This window comes from Paenibacillus terrigena DSM 21567, assembly GCF_000374845.1.
Lineage (GTDB): Bacteria > Bacillota > Bacilli > Paenibacillales > Paenibacillaceae > Paenibacillus_K > Paenibacillus_K terrigena.
The window spans coordinates 447,316-469,352 of record NZ_KB895416.1 but is presented as its reverse complement, the minus strand read 5'-3'; the positions used below and the strand labels follow the sequence as shown (position 1 = coordinate 469,352).

General features: G+C 47.5%; 13 protein-coding genes and 1 pseudogene. 1 reads left to right on the top strand and 13 read right to left on the bottom strand.

Annotated features, from left to right (window positions below):
* Positions 1 to 83: 83 nt before the first annotated feature.
* On the bottom strand, positions 84 to 4,937 hold the full coding sequence (locus C558_RS0116135; protein WP_018757331.1) for a DUF7402 domain-containing protein: 4,854 nt from the start codon (positions 4,935 to 4,937) through the stop codon (positions 84 to 86).
* A gap of 409 nt (positions 4,938 to 5,346) precedes the next feature.
* Here C558_RS0116135 and C558_RS33220 point away from each other — a divergent pair.
* Positions 5,347 to 5,595, top strand: a pseudogene (locus tag C558_RS33220) (UDP-galactopyranose mutase); the annotation flags it as partial.
* A 77-nt stretch (positions 5,596 to 5,672) separates the two neighbouring features.
* Here C558_RS33220 and C558_RS0116125 read toward each other — a convergent pair.
* The 12 genes from C558_RS0116125 to C558_RS0116070 form a co-directional block, all read right to left on the bottom strand.
* The gene (locus tag C558_RS0116125) at positions 5,673 to 6,587 is read right to left on the bottom strand and encodes a TetR/AcrR family transcriptional regulator (protein ID WP_018757329.1); all 915 of its coding nucleotides are present in this window, start codon (positions 6,585 to 6,587) and stop codon (positions 5,673 to 5,675) included.
* A 168-nt stretch (positions 6,588 to 6,755) separates the two neighbouring features.
* Entirely contained in the window at positions 6,756 to 7,982 is a 1,227-nt protein-coding gene (locus C558_RS31200; RefSeq protein ID WP_018757328.1) for an MFS transporter, read from the bottom strand.
* Between the two features lie 302 nt (positions 7,983 to 8,284).
* A complete protein-coding gene (locus C558_RS0116115; RefSeq protein ID WP_018757327.1) occupies positions 8,285 to 9,214 on the bottom strand; it encodes an aldo/keto reductase in 930 nt (309 codons plus the stop codon).
* Positions 9,215 to 9,228: 14 nt separating this feature from the next.
* Positions 9,229 to 10,218, bottom strand: a complete 990-nt coding sequence (locus tag C558_RS0116110) for a Gfo/Idh/MocA family protein (RefSeq protein WP_018757326.1) — start codon at positions 10,216 to 10,218, stop codon at positions 9,229 to 9,231.
* Positions 10,219 to 10,413: 195 nt separating this feature from the next.
* Positions 10,414 to 12,177, bottom strand: a complete 1,764-nt coding sequence (locus C558_RS0116105) for an ABC transporter ATP-binding protein (protein WP_018757325.1) — start codon at positions 12,175 to 12,177, stop codon at positions 10,414 to 10,416.
* Positions 12,178 to 12,457: 280 nt separating this feature from the next.
* Positions 12,458 to 16,372 carry an S-layer homology domain-containing protein gene (locus C558_RS32615; protein WP_018757324.1) on the bottom strand — a complete coding sequence of 1,305 codons (3,915 nt, stop codon included), beginning with the start codon at positions 16,370 to 16,372 and terminating at the stop codon, positions 12,458 to 12,460.
* A gap of 12 nt (positions 16,373 to 16,384) precedes the next feature.
* The gene (locus C558_RS0116095) at positions 16,385 to 17,221 is read right to left on the bottom strand and encodes a carbohydrate ABC transporter permease (protein WP_018757323.1); all 837 of its coding nucleotides are present in this window, start codon (positions 17,219 to 17,221) and stop codon (positions 16,385 to 16,387) included.
* 14 nt (positions 17,222 to 17,235) lie between these two features.
* Positions 17,236 to 18,153 (bottom strand): carbohydrate ABC transporter permease, encoded by a 918-nt coding sequence (locus C558_RS0116090; protein WP_018757322.1) that lies wholly within the window; start codon positions 18,151 to 18,153, stop codon positions 17,236 to 17,238.
* Between the two features lie 62 nt (positions 18,154 to 18,215).
* Complete coding sequence (locus C558_RS0116085; protein ID WP_018757321.1) at positions 18,216 to 19,580, bottom strand: ABC transporter substrate-binding protein; 1,365 nt, start codon at positions 19,578 to 19,580, stop codon at positions 18,216 to 18,218.
* Positions 19,581 to 19,613: 33 nt separating this feature from the next.
* Positions 19,614 to 20,360 (bottom strand): sugar isomerase domain-containing protein, encoded by a 747-nt coding sequence (locus C558_RS0116080; RefSeq protein ID WP_018757320.1) that lies wholly within the window; start codon positions 20,358 to 20,360, stop codon positions 19,614 to 19,616.
* Positions 20,357 to 21,331, bottom strand: a complete 975-nt coding sequence (locus tag C558_RS0116075) for an N-acetylglucosamine kinase (protein WP_018757319.1) — start codon at positions 21,329 to 21,331, stop codon at positions 20,357 to 20,359. The genes C558_RS0116080 and C558_RS0116075 overlap by 4 nt, the downstream gene beginning before the upstream one ends.
* 26 nt (positions 21,332 to 21,357) lie before the next feature.
* Complete coding sequence (locus C558_RS0116070; protein WP_018757318.1) at positions 21,358 to 22,035, bottom strand: N-acetylmannosamine-6-phosphate 2-epimerase; 678 nt, start codon at positions 22,033 to 22,035, stop codon at positions 21,358 to 21,360.
* Between the last annotated feature and the right edge of the window lie 2 nt (positions 22,036 to 22,037).

Here is a 22,037-nt window from a genome sequence, read left to right as displayed (position 1 = left end):
AAGATTGTGATATTTCTGCTTCTCGCCGCGTAAAAAAAGCCATTGATCCCATAAACATGGAATCAATGGCTTCCTTAAACTGATTATTGCAAGATCGCCTTCGCTACGATCGCAAGGTCTTCAATATCTACTTTACCGTCATGATTGACATCGGCTTTCGCATTCCAGCCCGGCTGTCCTTCTTGCTTGCCGTATGCTGCTGCAACGATTGCCAAGTCTCCGACCGTGATGCCGTCTTTGCCATTGACATCCGCTGAGATTTTCTTACTTTCAAACAATTGAACGGCTGTTTCTAATGCTGCTTTCGCGCTATCTACTTGCTGCTGCGTCGCATTCGGATCGTTCGCTGTTGCTTTCGCTGCATCGATCGCCGACTGCAATTGCACTTTGGAGCCTTTCGCATACAATCCGTGCTCGTTTCCTTCCACAGCTGCATCGTGTTTAGCCTGAGCGCTAGTGATCACAGCATTCAAGCCTGACTTATCAACTGAGATACTAATTTCCACCTTGTGGGAGGCTCCATTCAGTTGCAGCTCATTTCCCTCGCCGTTCGCAATGGCTACATCGGCTACCGAAACGGTTGCATCGCCAGCCTGTGCAGCAGATTTGACCGTAAATTTAAATTTCAATAGATCCCCTTGGGCCGACACACCTTGGTTCGCACCTACGCTAGCTGTTACAATCCGGATGTGTCCTGGCACGATCTCCTTGTGATCGATGACCTCAAAACCATCTCTCATGGATGTGACCGATTCGAACTGCAATTTCGACGGATCATAGTGAAGCGTCACATCTTGCGCATACATGTTCTGATATACGCTTTCCTTAACGCCACTTAGTCCCATTGTTACATCGAATGTTTGACCAGGAGTTGCTTGATGTGCACCTATCAAAGTGGACCCAGGACGTGTTGATGTTTGAAGTACCGTCACTTGGATGCTTGTTGTCAAATCGACGCTGTTCGGGTTTACCACACCTGCTGGCAGTGTGACCTTTCCGCTTATCGTGAAAGTCTGCTCCGTTGATTTGGACGGATCGTAGGATGATGCATCCACATTCCATGCGACATTCGCATTTACATTCCCTACACTCGTAACCAGTGCAACCGTTACTGGTAATCCAAGTGCTGCCGCTGTTTTTGCTGTTCTGTTCGCCACTCCGGTTATCGCTGCAGGCGCTTGAATACTCAGTAATGTGCTGTCGACAGGAATTAGCTCAAACCAGTTGAAGTTCCAACCGCCTTTACTAACATAGAGTCTCACGGTATGTGTTCCTGCAGGCAATGTAACGGTATCCGAGACCGTTGTCCAATTCTGCCAGCCTCCCGTTGCAGGAAAAGAAGTGGTTTTCTTATTCACGCCGTTGATCGTAAATTGCACTTCACCTGTATTGCCCGTATTTACTGCAACTCTATATTTGACAGTATAGGTTCCGTCAGCAGGTATGTTGACTTTATACTCCATCCAATCCCCGGCATCAATATACCCCACGTTCAGTCCGCCCTCAGAGCTTGGCTCTGTCTTGATTCCCGACATGGCGACGTAGTCTTCCGCCTCAAATTTACCTAATGTTTGGGCCGGTGATTCAGCATTGACAGGCGCACTCCATAACGTGATGCCAGAAGCATCCTTTGCTCTTACTTTGTAGGTATGCTTTGACGTTCCAGTGATTCCCTTGTGCAGATATGGACTCGTTACGTTATTTATAATTCCGCCATCAACTTCGAGATCATAGCCTGTTGCACCAGGGACAGCATTCCATACCACATGAATCTCGGAACTGCTGACTCCAGTCGCTGTAAGTCCGGTAGGTATAGTCAGGGACGTCTTGTCATGATAGACCTGAAATTCTGACAAGCCATTATTTCCTGTACTGCCTGTTACCTGGAATCTGACCCATGTAACTTGCTTATCTGCAAAAGATATTTTTTTAGCCGTACCATCATTCGGTAGATCAGTTACTTGCACCGAGCTGCCATCACTAAATGTAAGTGTACCCCCTTGAGACCAATCGCTTAAATTCGGACGGTCATAGAGGAATATTGTATTCATCGTCTGACTGCTGCTCCAATCCAGCTGTATCCAAGGATTCGCTTCACCGTTCGATGCCCATTCTCCAGCACCCCATACACCGATGATGTCATCTGCTACGTTCTGAGGGACATACCTAGGATCATTAGCAGGAAAAGAAGAAGCCGTAATCGTCGCACGCTGAGCCAAGTTCTCAGGCTCTGTCGGCAGCGTAGACGGCGGCGGTGCTGTTGTTCCGCCATAGATGTATAGCTGATCGTAATAGCTGACGCCCCGGCCATCATCAGACCCCAAAGCAACTTGATTGAAATTTGTTATTGAACTCAATGTCTTAACGAGTACGCCGTCAATATACAACTTGACATCCGTACCGCTGGTATAATCCCATTTCAACTCATGCCAACCATACGTACGAGGAACGGACGTTGCCATTTCTGTTGAACCGTCCAAAATAACATAATAATCGTTGTTCACGGTCGTATCCAGACCCAAGCCTACTGCATTCACACCATTGTCTACCCTCGCCAGCGATTTGACGGTCGTTGCAATCGTTACCCCTGAACTATAGGGGGCTTGCGATCCATTTTGCCGATCGAACAGTTTTACGGTAACGATTTTATTGAGTGGAACCTCAAAATTTCTATATAGGACGGGTTTTATGCCTGCTCCGGCACCGTCACTATCAATTTTCAAACCTTTTTTGCCATTAAAAATGCCCTCTGACATCCATTCCGTTGTAATTCGAGGCTTAACCCCACTGTACAGCCATTTGGATAAATCCAACCCGTTCTCAAAATCATCTTTGAAATAGAGGTCGGCAGGTTCTTGGAATGTGTTACTTGCAGGCTTATAGATGCTAGGATAGTCATCCCCTACACCTATGTTCTCATAGTCCATCAACGAATCATTGAAACTATTCAGCTGATTGGTATGTGTGCCAAAATCGATGTTGGTGTTAGTAAAAATAATTTTATCACCATTGTGTGTTGTCGTTTCTACTTCAGCATTAAAATGCTGCGGATTGACAATTTTCAGATTACTTACTTCAAATCCTGATGCGCCCATATCCAGGTTCATGCCGTTCGGTGCGATATCTCTCATGCTTGGGTTAGCCCCGACCCGATCGATGAGCATCTGGTTGATGTAGTTCGGCTTGTAATTGGTCGATCCCCTGTATAGATAGCATGCGAAGAAAGCCCCGTCATCCCCGCCATCCTGCTGACTGTCGTGCAAATAGATATATTCGAACGTATTATGATGTGAATACATATCCTTCATAATATTGAAATTGGCATCCCCATTGGGAAATGGTGTACCAGGGTTCCGGCTGTAACCGGCGGTTAAGAATATACCTCTTCTTGGCGTATTATAAATTTCTAAATGCGATAACGTATTATAGCCGGAGTTGTTGATTGTAACACCTGAGGTTTGACCCACCAGTTGACCGATATCATGAATAATCGTATTGGTCACCGTATTATGATTGCTGTATCCATTGCCATTGGCATCGCCGCCTACACCCGGATAACCTCCTTCGATATTGACGCCGCCATGCCCGGTATATTCGATAAGCGAGTTATTGATGTTCGTATACTGATTCGCTAAATAAAGTTCTATGCCGAACATCCCTGCATTCTTGATGTGGGACTCAGATATCGTGATGTTGTTGGTATTACTCAAGGTGATGACACCCACCTGGAACTCTTTCCTTTCAGACTGTTCGCTGTATGAAGGTTGTGTGCTTCCCGCCGCTTCGGGAGGATAATACCCTAGGCCTACTCCTGCGTCTCCCCAGTTCCAGCCATAGCTATAATAGTCAGGAAAGTTGGTGTCTTTAAACGTCAAACCGCTGAATGTGATATGCGATACCATACTTGTACGGGACGCGCCTTTGATATCGATGATTTTTTCTACAGCAGGGATCACGATATCTTGATCGTTGATACTACCTGATCCGGCTAATGGATAATAATACAGATACCCCGTCTTTTTGTTGAAGTAATATTCGCCTGGCTGGTCTAGAAATCCAAGATTCCCTTGCACAAAATATCTTGCATCACTTCCGGTATTATATTTGGGGCGATAGGCCGCTCGATTATTAGGGTCCGTTTTGTATGTAAGTGTTCGTGTAGATGTATTTATGCTTGCAATGGGAATGGTGTCTGTCATCCAATCCCAGTAACCGCCGTCCCACATATAGACCTGAGCGTCCAAATCTCCTCGACTCTGCGCATTGACAAGTCCTGTCAATGATTCGGAATCAATATCGCCTGATTTATAGATCAGAGTATCGATTCCGCCTCCTGCTGATCTCATATAGGCAGTCGATGAAGCCGGAAATCTCGGATCGATTGCTAGATTTTTTGTTCGTGCCATCGTCGCTCTGGCATCATTGACATATAAGGTGTTAAAGTTAATATTTGTACCCACATTTGTTTTGTAGACGCTTCCATCAGCAGAAGCTGGCAGATCCGCATCAACGCCTGTCCGCGTTACCTTATTCCATACAGAGGTTACTTTGTTGCCGCCAATGAATTTCGCGGTTCCGAGTCCATCCTTCTGGGTATAGATGACGTTATGCCCATTGGTCCCCGAATCTCTTTCATCGAAGGAAATAGGATTGTTGACGTAATAATCGCCCGAAGCAATATATACCATAATGTCGCCTGTCATTTGGCTATTAATCAAACGCACAGCATCGCGGGCCGCTTGTAACGTAGCAAATGGGTGATCAACTGAACCGTCATTCGAATCGCTGCCTGACGGTGACACAAAAAACTTCGTTTGTATATTGTCCGAGACTACATTAGGAACACTTTCGGCTGCATGCACATTGGCTCCTGGGACATACCATGTGATCGTTAGCATACACAGTAAAATTAGAATATTAAATCGTTTACGTAACATTATGATTCCTCACCGTTCCTTTCGTTTCGCACCTAGTCAAAACATCATGAAAACCTGTTTACATAACGATCGTGATCATAACAGACCATGAGGAACTATCAGATAAGCATCCTCCCCCGTGTTCAAAGTGTGCAGTCCTAAGATTACAGTTTCACATTAGTAGATCTGACAAATCTAGAATACTGTAAAAAGGAGATTTCCCTCTGAAAGTGGCTATTATAGGTCTATAAAATAAGCACTTTTCATTAAAATTGTGATATTTTCGATTCTACCGCATGAAAAAAAGCCAGTGATCCCATAAACAAGGAATCAATGGCTTCATTAAACTAATCACGAGTTACTTTTTTGCTTGCGCCCACGCATCCAGTTGTTTCTGTTTCTCGGCAATGAATTTATCTGATCCGAGTCTGAATTTGGCACGCAAGACAAAACGGTCGTCACTCGAGAATATCCAACAGAGTGGAAGACTGGGGACGAGCCTTATTATCCAATCAACGATGATAAGAATAACAACATGTATTATAAATATAAAGTGTTAGCCGACCATGAAACGAATGTGATCTTTGGTGGACGATTGGCAACCTATAAATATTATGATATGCACCAAATCATAGGCGCAGCCTTGGAAGCTGTAAATAAAGAGTTCAGTGAAGATTGATTCCGACAAATCACGTTCTGTGTTCACAAAAGCCATGCTAGCGTAAATCTAGCATGGCTATTATTCGGTGACAATGCTCAACGAAAAGTGCCTGGTGCATATCGACACGTAGAATCCATCGCTTGGCATAGCTGCTCATACAATGAACTCCAAGCCGCAACTTCTTTAATATTCGACAACATGCCCAATAGGATGACTTTGCGAGGCTGCACCTGGAGCAATTCCTCTTCCAGCACAAGGATAGAATCCATGACATCTTGCTTATTCGTCATCTCAATCGAAGCTGTTTCCACGGCCTCTCGCATTTGCTTCACGAGGACGAGGGGATGCACGATCTTCGTCTTTGCTTCATCTCTCTCCAAGAAGGAGAACATTCGCACATTCAACAATGGAATTGGACGATGCTTCATCATTCCCTCTGCCGTGTAATCCATGATATCGATAATATACTCGCTAATCTTCTCGATCTGAATCGGAATGTTATCGAATAACTTAAGACACATATAGGTGAATACCAAGCTGCTAAGCATCGATGCGCCATCCATCAGATAAGGCTCGAATTCCTGCCCATATAGATCTCGCAGACTTTCGACCAGCATCTCGATACTTTGCTTACTCATATTGAACATAAAATCACGAATATCCTTATGGACATGGTCCGCATTGTCCCGCATTTGCATTTTAATAAATTCAGGATGTTCGTTCCAAATACTAAGATACACTTCGATTTTACGTATTAGCCGTTCTCGTGGATCAAGGTTGCCTGCCCGTTCTATCATTTGCATACGATCTTCCAATAACTTGGATTGATACATGAAAATATTCAACAGCAACTCATCTTTGGAACTATAGTACTGATAGACGCTTCCTTTCGACATTTTGCAGAAGGAGGCTACCTCCTGCATCGTCGTATGCGAGAAACCCTTCGTTGCGAACAGCTTCATCGCTGAGAGCATGATCTGCTTCTTCTTCACTGGCATATGTTCTTCCATCACGCTGCCCCCTACGCAATAATCACCAAGGTTCTTATTATGACTACCAAGTTCTCTACATCATGAGAAAACCTCTTAACTTTCTTTCATGATAACAAAAGCGGTTATTAGCTGCAACCACGTAGAGATCATATAAAATTGAACACGACACTTGCGTAGAGAGAAAAATTACGATGACTGTGAGTGCCTAGCCTGCTGAGCCGATGACGAAGAGGATGACTTCTTCCCCCACATGAGGAACATGGCTGCACTGATCAACAAAATAACAGCACCGAAGGCGTACGGGATTTGAATATGGACGTCGAACAGAATACCTGCAATGGAGGGGCCGATGATATTGCCCAAGCTCATATACGCATTGTTCATCCCTGCCACGAATCCCTGCTCATTTCCTGCCATCTTCGACAGCAGCGTGTTCACCGCTGGCCGCACAATTGAAGTCGCAATGAAGAATAACATACTCACGACGAAGATCAGGAAATAATTGGACACGAACAACATCGCAACCATGCTTGCAGCGGATAAGATAAACATGGAGATCAGCAACTTCTTCTCACCGAATCGATGCAGCAAGCGTTCAATCAGCACAGCTTGGCATATCACACCGATCAGTGCACCTAGCGTAATCATGAGTGAAATGTCTTTCGGTGTAAAGCCATACCTCACATCGACATACAGGCCAAAGATCGCTTCGAAGTTCTGTAATCCAAATGACAAGGCGAATACGAGCACCAGCAGCATGAAGTAAGGTGCTTTCGTTGAAGCGACAAGCTGACGGAGCAGATTTTCGCGCTTCTGCATACTGTTTCTTGCACGCGCTCTTTCATCTGCCGACAATGATTCCGGCAGGAACAGTATCGACACGATTGCAGATATACCCGCGAGTGCAGCAGCACAATAGAATGGCACTCGAATCCCGTAATCCGCCAAGAACCCTCCAATGCCAGGACCGATGACAACGCCAAGCGTCATGGAAGCCATCAGCAGCCCAAGTCCTTTGCCGCGTTTCTCTTCCGTCGTAATATCCGCTACATACGCCATCATGGGCGGGGTCATCAAAGCTGCCGACATGCCACCCAATAAGCGGGAAAGATAAAGCATCCATAATTCTGTAGCAACGCCGAACAACAGCTGTGAGATCGTAAAGATTACCATCCCGGATACAATAAGCAATTTCCTGCCATACTTATCCGACAGCTCGCCTGCGATAGGCGAGAACAGAAACTGAGTTAACCCGAATGCCGCTACGAGATAACCCATGGCTTGACCTGTTACGCCAAACTCCGTCACATACTTCGGCATGATTGGGATGATCAATCCCATCCCAACCATGGCGATAAACATGTTAATCATTAGAATAATCAGCGAACCGGATCCTCTTTTTGGTACTGACAATCTCCCCATCTCCTTCTCTTAGAACTTTACAGTTCTTATAATGACCATAAGGTCATTTACCATGCTACTCCAACATTCTCCAGTTTGTCAAATGTTAGATCATGCTTCTGACTTCGAATTCCTTTACACGTAAAACAGACCCGAACGCAGGAGCGCCGGGTGGTGTATATGTTATCTTCTTTGAAGAAAACAAGAGGTCCGAGAACTTACTTGTAATAAAAAGAGCAGATCCGATTTGGATCCGCTTTATTTATTATGCCACTTATAGCACAATCAACTAAGTAGTAAGCACCAACTCCATATTAACTCCGCAGATCCAACCATCGAATTTCTTCCGGTGTTAAAACAAGCTTCGTTGCTTCAAGACAGGACTTCAGTTCCTCATCGTTCCGTGGACCAATAATCGCCCCAGACGAAAATGGTTGATTCAGCACATAGGCCAGCGCAATTTGGATGGTCGTATACCCTTTCTCAACGCCAAGCTGCTCCGCACGGCGATATCGCTCCCAGTTCGCATCATTGTAGAATACACGCACCAAATCCGCATTCGAACGATCTTCCGGGGTATACCGCCCCGTGAAAAATCCTCTAGCCTGCGCAGACCAAGACAAAATCGGAAGCTGCGAATGTTCATACCAAGACAAGGACTCCTCATCGATACTAATGCAATCCTGCCAATACGGTTCGATGGCTTTCGCCAAACTCAGGTTCGGGCTGCTGAAAGAAAAACCGCGTAACCCGTGCTCATTTGCGTAGTGATTCGCTTCCTCAAGACGCGTCGTCGTCCAATTGGATGCACCGAATATTCCAATTCTTCCCGCTTCCACATGTTCATTCAGCGCTTCAAGAATGGCTCCAACCGGTACGCTTGGATCATCACGGTGGAGCGCGTAAAGATCGGTTCGATCGGTCCGCAGCCGTTCCAAACTAATCATCAGCTCTTCATAAATCGCCGTGCGGTTCACGCGGGAACCATCTTGATTCGGATGCGCGCCTTTGGTCCACACGTTGATCTGGTCTCGGTTCTTGCGTTCTTCCATCCACATGCCAATGGCCTGCTCGCTTTTTCCTCCGCAATAAATAAAAGCCGTATCAATCGTGTTGCCGCCAATTGCGACATAACCGTCCAGTACCCTGCAAACCTCATCGAAGGTCTCCGGCGCAAAAAAATCCGAACCCATAATTAATGAAGACACATGATTCCTAAGACTTGGAAAGGATAAACTCTTCATCTCATTCATCTCCTCTAGATTTGAATGCGTTGCCGTCTGTAAGCGGATTCAATGCAAGCGTCAATGACTTTCATATTGGCGACAGCATCTTCAGGACCAAATCGCGCGGATTCTTCTCCCCATACGATTCGGGCGAAATGATCAGCTTGAAGTGAATACTGATTGAGCATTTCTTGCTGCTCTTCCCGCTTCCCTGCGCTCGTATGTACATAAAAGGTTGGATCGCCAATATATGCCGATGGCACTTCTATCCGACCGTCGGTACCGAGAATCTCAAGCGTATTCCGAAATGCTGCCCACATGCTGCAGTCGAAGGTCAACGCTACGCTGTTCGGAAATTCAATGACCCCCGAGGCCATCATGTCTACATGGTCATGCTCAGGCGATATTAGCGCATGAACCGTTGCCGCTTCTGGCTCGCTTCCCAGAATCAAACGGGCCGCACTAATCGGATAACAGCCTACATCATAGATGGAGCCGCCGCCCCAATCTCTACGATACCTCACATTGTTCTTATCGGCATGATTATTGAAAGTGAAGGTCCCGTGAATCCCTCGGACCTCGCCGATCTCACCGGATGCGATGATTTCCTTAATTCGACCATATCTCGGATGATTGCGATACATAAATGCTTCTGCCAAGTGTTTCCCCGTGCTGCGGCTCGTCTCTAGCATTCTAGCAGCCTCGCCTGCATTTAATGCCATTGGTTTCTCGCAAAGTACATGCTTGCCTGCTTCCATCGCACGAATGGACCATTCCATGTGCAGATGATTCGGCAGCGGAATGTATACCGCATCCAAGCTCGAATCCGCAAGCAATTCTTCATAACTGCCATAAGCCGTCGGAATTTCCAGCTTATCAGCCGTTTCTTGAGCTTTACGCAAATCTCGGCTTGCGATCGCTTGCACAACACTTGTTGTGGATTGCTTGATTCCCGGTATGACTGACCCTACGGCAATTCCCGCACACCCAATAACTCCGAAACGCAAAGGACGATTTGTCATCGGACACCTTCTTTCAATAGTTTACATATTTGGCTGATGTGTACAAAAACAATATAAATCATTCTTACGAGACGATCAACCACAAGATTGCGACGATACTGCCACACAGTGCCGTAAAAAACTCGGAAGCGCACAAACAACTAAAAGAAGACAGACTACATCCAACTTGTAGTCTGTCTTCTCCGTCACCGCTAGCTATATTTCCATAAGAATACTTTCCGTACCTTCTTTTTCTTCTAATTGAGCATAATACAGAGAATGATATCGACCACCAGCTAGAATTAATTCGTTATGTGTACCTTGTTCAACTAGATTCCCGTTTTCCATGACTACAATTAAATCTGCATTTTGAACAGTAGTCAGACGATGTGCAATGACTAACGTTGTTCTTCCTACCATTAATTTTGCAAGAGCATCCTGTACAATCTTCTCGGATTCATTATCTAAAGCTGCTGTCGCCTCATCTAACAGCAATATGGGTGCATCTCGCAAAATCGCTCTTGCAATGGCAATCCTTTGCTTTTGTCCACCGGACAACCGACTACCGCGTTCCCCAATTTCTGTGTCAAAGCCTTCACTTAATTTCATAATAAAATCATAAGCATTTGCTTTCTTTGCTGCAGCAATAACACTTGCTTCATCAGCCGCCATGTTACCATCCAATATATTATCTCTAATCGTCCCTGTGAAAAGAATTGTCTCTTGAGGAACAAGCGAGAAATAGTCTCGATATTCCCTTAGGCCCATGGACTGTTGACTTCTACCATCAATTTCAATCAATCCATTCGTTGGAGAATACAGTCCGAGCAACAATTTAAATAATGTAGACTTCCCTCCACCACTCGCTCCTACGATGGCTATCGTCTGACCTGCCTTTACATCGAAGTGAACGTTACTCAGAATCATATCTTCCTCTGAATTTGTATAAGAGAAGCCGACACTAGATACGGTTAACCGCCCAAAAAATTTGGCACGCCCCTGATCTGGGAGTTCCTCATATTCCTTAGGAGCATCGATGATCTGAAAGATTCGCTCAGCACCTGCTAATGCTTGTTGCATACTTGACCAAAGCCCAGGGAGTTGCGAGAACGGTTGCACAAGGTAGTTCATGAGTTGAATGAACGCGATCATAGCACCAACTTCTAGATTTCCTTTTGCAACAAAAAAACCAGCAACAAGGATTGCAATCATAAAGCTTAGTGTTGCAATACTTCCTGATGTAGCACTTGCACTTCCCTGTATTTTACCCTGACTTCGCTCAATTTCAGAGATTTTTGCACTGTACTGCTGATATTGTTTCGAAATTTTCTTCTCAAGACCAAAAATTTTATATAGAACACTGGCCCCCAATACATCTTGCAAGAAAGAGGTTGCACTCCCAACAGATTCTTGCAAAATAATGCTTTTCTTACGCATCGCTTCACCGAATAGTTTCCCTACCAATATCATGAGCGGTCCTATTGAAATAGAAATCAAGGCGAGTGGCCAGTTAATGTTTAATAAATAAATAAAAGCACAAAGTGCTAGTAACGGATTTCTAATCAGACCCATTATGGTATTACCACTTGCTTCTCCCACAGCTTGATTATCACTTGTGAAACGAGCTAGCAGCTCACCTGAATGATTCTTATCATAATACGATTGTGGTAACCTTAAGGCATGATCAAGTGTATCCAGCCGAATGTCATTTCTTACTTTTAAAGATGCCTTTTGTTTAAAATACGTATCTGCATATGTGTTCAGGGCAATAAAGAACAACATTCCAACGGCCAACAGAATCAAACTAGGCCAAGCCTCAACTTCGCCTTTTACAGCAGCATTTGTTATAAAAGACAAAAACCACGCGGTAAAGAGTTCTAGAAAGGTACCCACCACCATCGTGATGATCAAACAAACATATAATAACTTATATCTTCTCATATACTTTAACAACCGAAAAAAAGTACTTTGTTTGTTCATGTCACACCTCTTTCCTATTTTCCCATGCCATCAATAAAACTCAATATCTTACATATACTAACAGTTGATATCAAAATATTCCATATGAAACCGTTAGTGTTTATATGATTATGTTAGGTGTAATCCGAGGATATCAATAAGCGTTATTTTATTCCCCTCTTTTTCCGTTCCTATTGAATCATGCAAAGAGACATCCTTACGTCAAAAAACACACCGATTTAATCGATGTGTTTTTGACATTCTTACTTAAACACGAACTCGATGCTTAAGAGACGCCTCCTTAATTTTTGCTATTCCCTTTGCCCATATAATCGAGTACAGCCATGATCACCTTCACCGCTTCCGCTCTCGTTGCTGCTGCCAGAGGGTCAAATCGGTCTGCGTCTTTGCCTTGAACGAAGTGAGCAGATGTTGCGGCCGCAACATCCGTCTTGGCCCAGGATGGAATTTGGTTCGCATCCGCATAGTTCACTTGCTTGACGTCAGCTAATTGTGAATCTATTCCTGTTGCACGGGCAGCCAGCACGGCGAGCTGCGTACGCGTGATCAACAGCGCAGGACGGAAGGTGCCGTCCTGGAATCCTTGAATCAGCTTCGCATCAACCGCTGCTGTGACGTCGGATTTAGCCCATGCCGAAATTTGATCATCATCTTTAAATGCAGTCCCGCTCCCCGCTACCGAACCGGCAGAAAGCTGCAGAGCGCGTGCAAGCATCGTCACGAACTGCTCTCTCGTCACTTGCTGATTCGGGCGGAAGGTGCCGTCGGCAAAACCTTTGACGACGCCAAGCGCTGCCGCTCTGGCTACAACGGAATCCGACCAATGGCCTTGCATGTCGTTGAATTTAATCCCTTGACTGCCGTTGTTCTCCTCGCTGCTTCCTTCTGCAACGACGACTTGCTTCATAAATTCAGTCATCGCACGCTTCAGGGCTGCCGCAGCTTCATTCACTTGCTGCTGCGTTGCGTTGCCAAGCTTCTGGATCGCGACGGCTGCATCAATCGCCGCTTGCAAAGCCTTCTTCGCCCCTGCTTTATACTCTCCGGGTGTGCTGCCTTCTACGGCTGCTGCATGCTTCGAATTGGCGTCTGCAATAACCTGATTCAGTGCTGTCTTGTCAATGGTTTTCGGCACGGAAGGTGTAGATGGATTATAGGGGTTGCTTGGATTGCTTGGATTGCTTGGATTACCCGGATTCGTCGGTTGATCAACATTGACGGACTTCTTGAATGTCTCGACAGCTTGCGTAAGAGCTGCCACGGCTGCATCGACAGCCTCTTGCATCGCCGCCCCATCCTGCATCACAGCCTCGGCTGCGGTCATCGCCGCCTGGAGTCGAGATTTCGATCCGACGGGGTAATAACCGGCAGACGTCCCCTCCTGTGCCTGCGCATACAATTGATTTGCCTGCGATATCAGAGCTTCCAACTTCGTCTTATCCGACTTCACCAGATCCTTGACCGCATGCGCAGCCAGCATGGCATAACCTGCACTCGATACATTCCAGTCAGCCGGCAGACGACCTGCCTTGAGCGCATCCGTCACCCGTGTCAGGCTAGCCATCGCCCGGTCGGCATCACCCATTAACGTCGCGACATACGCGGCAACACCATGCAGGCCGCTCAGATCGCCCTCGGAAGCCCACTTCGGAAAATTCTGGTTCAAAGCCGCATATAGAGCTGCCGCCTCGCTGCTATCCGGAGCAACAACCCCTGCAGCAATCGCCGTAAGCTGAGCGCCGGCATCCTCCCACTTCGTCCAATCTGCTGGAGTGGGTTGATCTGCGGCATCGATTGACATGGCGTATGCCCCCGCCTCTTCATTCCATAGCTTAGACTTGATCCCTTCACGCAGCATTTCCATATACTTCTCGAAGTAAGCTGCTGGACCTTCATCCTTAAAATGATTCCTGAACAACCATAAGCTATCCTGCATCCCTGTCAGAACGAGTAAATTGTCCTGTAACGATTTGATCTGCCCATCCTTCTTCGTCCACATGAGACCATCGGCAGCCTGCAAAGCCATCAACCCCAGTCCGCCTGTCAGAATATCAAGCTGGTACTGGGTAATGACGAACTTGCCCGTGCGCTCGAAATAGGCGCGCTGCAGCGATATAAAGGAAGCGATACTGGCAGCAGCGCTCTGATAGTCCTCTGTCGAAACCCACTCGCCGCTCTCCTCATTCAGCTTCATTTCATATTTGGTACCATAGACGCCGAAGCGGTCTCCCCAATTCCAGCTGCCCACATAATTCGTAATATATTTCTCTGCGAGTTCAATCGTCTCCGGCCTTAACAAGAAACCGAGCGAAGCGGTATTGGACGCAGCCGGATCTATCTCCTTCTGCTGTTCATTAAGCGTCACAGCTCCATTAGGAAGCTGGCGCCCAACCAGCCAGCCCAACATCGCATCCAATATGTCATCCGGTTTTGAAGCAGCCGCGCGCGAAATGCGGATCGCAATCTCATCCGTCTTCAGCACGTCATTGCCTCTCGTGACGAACGCCCACAGCTTGATCTGCTGAGTAGCCGGATCAAGAGGCAAGCCGCGCAACGTAAAGCGATTCGCGCTTTCTTGCGCCAGCAGGTTATCTAAATCCATATGATACGCAATTTGCGCATCCGACAGATCGAGCTGCTTGCCGTCTTTATTGAAAGCTTCAATCACGATCGACGTGCTCTCGTTACGACGCAACAATTCGCGTTCTGCCTTGATCGTGACTTTAGCCATGCCTTCCCCCTCGGCCCCTAGACGGACGGCGACGATCAAATCACGCGTAAAATGAACGTTGTTAAAGCGATCCTTGGCTTTTACTTGGACCTGATAATCGCCATTGACCAGCCCTTGCAGCGCTATCCCCCACGTTCCCGCTTCAGGTACGGCATGAAAGACCTTCTGCTCGCCTGTCAGCTGATGGATGAATGTGACTTCGATATCCTGCAGGCCGACAGCTGTGCCTGTCACTTGATAAGGAAGCGCTTCGATAACGGTCCCCTCTTCCATCGAGGCCATTTCGAATTGAACCGGCGTATCCGTCATCTTCTGCATTTGGGCAGCCGTGAGCATACTTAAGCCGCTCTCCATGACGTACCATGGCCACGGATGATCCTTATCCACATAAGCGGCTTCAATCGATTGTAGAAATTGATCGACGCGCACCTTGTCTCCCATCAATGCTGCCGCGCTGGCGAGGATCGCCCATGGAAAAGCATCGCTCTTCGCAAGTGTCGGCCAACCGGGATGATGTTCATTAAAGCTATTGTACAACTGGATCGCCCGCTCGCTGTCGGGCGCGATGACGCCTGCCCAAATCGGGGAGATTTGAGCCGTCGCATCGGCATAGAATGTCCGCCAATCCGGATTCAGTAGTGTCCCCGAATCTGTTTTCCCCGGCGAATACATATTTTTTTGTTCCAGCCATAGCTCGGATTGAATTGCCGTATGAACCTGCTCTTTGATTGCTTCAAATCTGGCTGCTTCGGCCGTGTCTCCAAAAATATGCTCAGCGATCCATGCCATATCGATGAGTCCTCGATACACCTCGGTGTTGTCCATCAAATACTTCACTCTATAGGTCGGCTTCGCCCATGTCAGGCCATCCGCCTCCTGCGTGGAGAGCATTGCCGAAGCGATCTGCAGGACTTTTTCTTTATGCTCCGCTACATATGCCGTATCCCCTGTCACCTCTGCATATTTGCGCAGCACGTTCAAGAAGGTAGACGCATAGGAATCCGTCGAGTCGAAATCGAGCGTAGGCGTTTCTGTCTGACGATCCGCCTCTACGATGTAATCGTAGACCGATCCATCCGGCGCATCCGGTCCTTTCCCTTCGTTCAAATGGGCAAAGTACCAATCCATGTATTTTTTCACGACGTTCGCATATTCCGGCTTTTCCAGCAAGCCGAGCAGAGCAATATGCGAGAAATAGGGAATGACTTTGTATTTTCCGTTATAGCTATCAATCGCCTTGCTATACGTTGGAATCGCACCATTGTCGAATTGCAGGCTGGCAATCCATTCTGCTTCGGCATCGATAATCTTTTGATACCTGGCGCTTGTATCCTTCGCATCGTTCGCTGCATCGTACCCTTCTGCCACGTCGCCAGCGTTTGCATGGGCATAACCGGGAGCGGCTGACGTTATCAGCATCATTGCAATAATAATAAAGGCAATTCCTTTTCTTAAATGAACCATTTAAGTTCCTCCTTAGCCTTTTATCGCACCTGATGTTATCCCTTGGATGAATTGTTTCTGCATCGCAATATACACGAGCACGACCGGCAGCACCATAATCGTAGAAGCCGCCATCAACAGCTCATACTGCGTCGTGTATTGTCCGACGAACACGGATAAGCCCATCTGAATCGGCATCAGCCTATTTTCCGAGAACAGCACTAAGGCCAGCATAAACTCGTTCCACACCGATAATGTATTAAGGATCACGATCGTCGCTAGTGCCGGCCGGGCAATGGGCAGCATGAGTCTATAATAGATTTGGAAGCTGGTGGCGCCATCGATGATCGCTGCTTCCTCCAATTCGCGCGACATCTCGTCAAAAAATGTTTTTAAGATAAAAATCGACACCGGAAGAGCTGCGGCAATGAGCGGTAAAATATAGCCTATTCTCGTATTCGCGAGTCCCAAATTGCTGACCACAAGATAGATAGAAATAAAGGCACCAGGAATCGGGATCATTAACGTAGCCATAAAACCTAAGAAAATGACCTTCTTCACTGCCATATCCAATCTCGCGATCGCGTATGAGGCCAACGATGCGAATAGAACCACGCACACCACGACAATCACGGAATATAAGACGCTGTTGAACGTATAGACATTAAAATTGCCCTGAAACCATGCATCCTTGTAATTTTCGAGATTAAACGCATTATTCGGAATCAGACTCCGGTTCGTAAAAATTTCATTCCGCTGCTTCAGTGAGGTCGAGACCATCCACACAAGCGGAAAAATGGAGATCACAGTCCACACGATCAGGGATAAATGAGTGATGCCTTTGAACAAGTACGTGCCTTTACTCTGCATACGTTATCCCCTCTCTAGTCTTTCTTCTGGGACAGCTTTAATTGGATGAGCGATAAAATAAACAGCATAATCCCAAATATTAACGAGAAGGCGTTCGCCATGCCGAAATTGGAATTGGTAAAGGCTTCCCGATAAATGCGCAGCGCAGGTACCTCTGTCGCGTAGCCGGGTCCCCCCATCGTCATCGCATAGACGTGATTGAATATGCCGAGCGCCCCGAGGATCGTCAAAATATTAACCAACGTGTATACCTTGCGCAGCGATGGAATCGTAATGTAGCGCAATTGCTGTGACCGGCTCGCGCCGTCGATGCTGGCCGCTTCATACAAGTCTTTGGGTATGCCTTGGAGTCCCGCCAGGAATAAAATAAACGAGCCGCCGACCCCTTGCCACATCGAGCTGACCGCTACCGCATAGAGCGCCGTGTCGATCGAACCTAGCCATACATGCGTGAATTGGTCAAGGCCAATATCCCTCAGCACACCGTTCAGAAGTCCCTTCGGCTCATAGATCCATTTCCAAATGTATCCCACGACGATGCCAGACAGGATCGGCGGGATATAGAATACGACGCGGTAAAACTTGCCGCCCCGAATATTCGAGTTCGCCGCGACGGACAGCAGCAGTGCAATCGTATTCATGAACACAAGCGACAACAGCGCAAAAATGACCCCATTGCCCACCGCTTCCCACCAACGCGTATCGGTTATTGCCGCGGCATAGTTTTTGAAACCGACGAATTGATAATTCGAATTCACGCCATTGAAATTCGTAAAGCTGTATTGAACCGTGCGAATGATCGGAAGCAATGAAAATAAAATAAACAACAGCAACGCTGGCAAAACATAAGCCAAATTAAAATAGCGCATGATGATTTTCTTTCGATTGCCGTATGACTTCCCTTTCGTGCTTGGCAAGCTGCTTGCGTCCATCGAATCACCTCTGTGTTAAGCAGGACGAACAGCCTGACTGACCGCTGATCCCTGCATGGCTACTATTTCTTTTCTTTTAATGCCTTTTGCAGCTCCGTATCCATTTCCTTCAACACCTGATCTGGCGTCGACTGTCCAATGGCGATTAACTGAATTCCTTTTTGCAGCACGGTCTCTACGCTTGGAGCCGGGTAAGTGCCACCGTTCTCGATGATATGGTTCATGCCGAGCGAGAAGTTGCGCAAGGCTGGTGTCATGCCGCCTTCCGATGTCGCCGCTTCCATATTGGCAGGCAGATTGAAGCTTTTGGATGCGTATTTTTGCTGCTGCTCCTTCTCGACGAGGAATCTGACGAATTGCATAGCCGCTTCTTTATTAGGCGTGTGTTGATTGATGACGAGCGGAACGCCGATACCGCCTGGTATTTTCACATCATGCGTCGCATCCGCCGGTTTTGGCGGCGAGAATACATCATATTGCGTAAAATTGGGATTCATCTGATTGAACACACCGATAGCCCATGAACCGTCATAGATCATCGCAACTTCTTCATTGACGAACATTTGCTCCGCCGTTGGCAAATCCATCGTCGCGATGCCTTCCGCGAACGCGCCATGTTTGTACAGGTCCTCGAATCGCTTCAGTACATTCAGGTAACCTGAATCCATGAGCGGCTCTTGGCCCTTCTTCACGTTCACTAACTTCTCTTCGCCCAGATATGCGATCTCATAGGGCGCTGCCAGCGAACCGGCCACCCATGAGCCAATGCCTGTTGCGAATGGAACGATGCCTGCCGCTTTGAGCTTATCGACATCAGCTAGCAGCTCCTCCCATGTCGTTGGCGCAGAAGTAATGCCTGCTTTTTCGAATAGCTTCGTATTGTAGACGAACTGGATATTGTTCGTATCCATCGGGAGCGCATACGTACCTAATTTTTTCACGCCAAAAATGTTGCCTTCATCGTAAGTAAACGTTTTCAAAATGGTGCTAGGAAACTTGCCGAATATATCTTTCATATCACTAAGTTCCATGACGTTGCCCGACTCGACGAGCTGTCCCAGATCTCCGGCACCACCTGCAAAGGTCATCACATCCGGCAAAGCGTTATTTTGAGCCGATGCCATGATCTTTTGCTTAAAGCCGTCGCCGCCGAATAATTGAATATCGACTTGGATCCCCGTTTTCTGTTCAAAGTCCGCAGCCATTTCTTTCAATAAGTCATGACGGTCATTCAAATAATGCCAAAACACAAGCTTAACGTCCTTCGTATCGTTAGTCGTACTCGCATTCTCTTGCGACGTGTTCTCTTTCGTTGGTTTCTCATTGGAAGTCATATCTTTGGAGTTCCCGCCACAGCCCGTCAAACCAATCAACAGGATGATGGATATGATGAATACCCGCCATGTCACACGGTTATGCTGCTTCATTGTATTGGCCTCCTCAATTATGATACGATGAGTCTAATAAGTGATTTGTCGATGTCCATATTGTTGGACGATGGCTCGATTATGCTCGTCGCCTCCATCCACATTGGCGCTAATGAATACCGGCGGAGTGCGATCCGCTTGGACAAAGCGCGCAATGATTTCTGCGGTTAGCGATTGTGCGATCATCGCGCCCGCAACGCTGGAGGCCGAGCCTGTTTTTTCTGTTAGACCTGGAATTTCTAATAATACATCACCATAGGGACAGCAATTATCAATGACAACGTCTGCGATCTCATAGAGCTTCTTGCCGCTCGGATGACGACTGTCTGCATGCTGCGAATGTTCCAGCGAAGTCACGGCAATGACCGGGATCCCCCTGCGTTGACACTCCAGCGCAAGTTCATTCGATGCGCCGTTCCTGCCGGAATTCGATACGATGACGAAGGCGTCCTCGGGCTGAACCGCATGCATTTCCATCAATCGGTGAGCCGTATGCGGATCCCGCTCTAACTCTACTAGATTAATGCCCCTCGTCCCTTCTAATGCAGCGATATCCTCCAGACCAACCAGCTTCATTGGCGCCAGTCCTCCAGCTCTGCCGCACATCTCCATACCGAATGCGCGCGAATGTCCCGCGCCGAAGATATGCACGATCCCCCCTTTCAACAAACTTTGAAACATCTCTTCAGCAGCCTTGCTCACATTGCCCATTTGCGTACGTTCTAATTGCTCGATGATCGACGTCATGGCTCTGAATACTTCATTCGCTCCAATGCTCATATCTCGTCTCCTTGCAATGCCAGATTTACGATCGACATATCCATGCGGACCTGAAGCGCTTGCGCCGATAGGATTAACGCCCCAACCACAGGCGGATATTGCGGCTTGGAAATACGTACAGCTGCATCATATCGATGAACCGTGTCCTTCAGGCTGGCGACGACCCGTTCGGAATGAACGACACCGCCTGTCATATAGACATGATCCAGCTTCAGCGTGCTGTCATACGCCCTTGCCTGTTGCAGTACGGATACGGCCAGTCCGCCAAGTTCTTCTCCTGCCCGCTGCAGAATGTCCCGTGCAACTTCATCCCCATCGGCCGCTGCCCGCTCCACCAACAGCGACAACTGCGCCATATCGCTTCTTTGAATTTTGTCTGCGTGAATTCGTTTTTTGATTCCCCAGAACGATTCTTCGCCGAAATGATCAAGAATTTGCTTGCCGAGTACCGTCTTCGGGCCGCGCGATTCACTGTCTCGAATTCCAGCTTTAATCGATTGAAGTCCGATCCAATAAGCGCTCCCTTCATCCCCCAAAATATGACCGTATCCGCCGGCTACGAACTCCCGTCTTCCTTCGAAGTAATATCCTATGCTACCACCTCCCGCAATAATTAACACCCCGTCATTCTTCCCGTTCGAAGCGCCTGACAGATTGGCTTTGACATCGCCTTCGATCATGTAGGCATCCACTTGAACGCATTCGGCTATCCAGCTTTTTATTAATTCCTCATGCTCTTTATGCACGCCGCTGATGCTGGCAAATGCCATATCGACTTTGCGGATCAGCTTCGCTTGCACAAGCAGCGCTTGCAGCGACTGCTGGATAGCTTGTTTGGTTTTGACCTGCCCATTGAACGTTAGCATATGATCGATCGGCGGTCCGCTGGCGAATAGACAAATGCCGTTCTCATGATCATACAGGCAGGATTTCGTGGACGTCTGCCCTCCGTCGATTCCCAGTAGAAGCATGAATCATTTCCTCCCCTGCATACCCATTAAATCGCTCTGACGAACCTCGCAGTGATCTCCCACGGCGCTGTAATCGATGTGCCGACAACGACGCTGTGAGCACCGCGAACCGTAATCGCCTCGTGAGCATCGGACGGAAGCGCAAACCGCCCTTCACCGATGACCGGTACGTTGACCTGCTCGACGATGCGAGTAATTAATTCGAAATCCGGACCTTCTGTTTTATCTTGCTCCGTATAGGAGGTATAGCCCGCCATGGTCGTCGCGACGACATCTGCGCCGAGTCGTTCAGCCCGCACAGCTTCTTCTACGTTAGAAATATCCGCCATGACCGGAAGTGCTAGATGGGATTGAATCGCATGAATCAATTGCTGCAGCTCCGCTTCATCTCCTCTCGCCTGGAAGGTGGCATCCAGTGCGATCATATCGGCGCCTGCCTCCGCCAATACGCGCGCGCTCTCGAAGTCCGGCGTAATAATACGGACACCGTACCGATCCGGCAGCTTGTTAATACCGATCACCGGCAGATCGACAGTCTTCTTAATCTCACGAACATCGTCGGCACCATTCGCGCGAATGCCGCCCGCGCCACCAAGTAAAGCGCTTTCAGCCATCGCCCGCATCAGCCTCGGATCACCATAGAATGGTGTTCCAGGCCATGCCTGACAGGATACGATAATTTTATTTTTCATCGATGCTATCATGG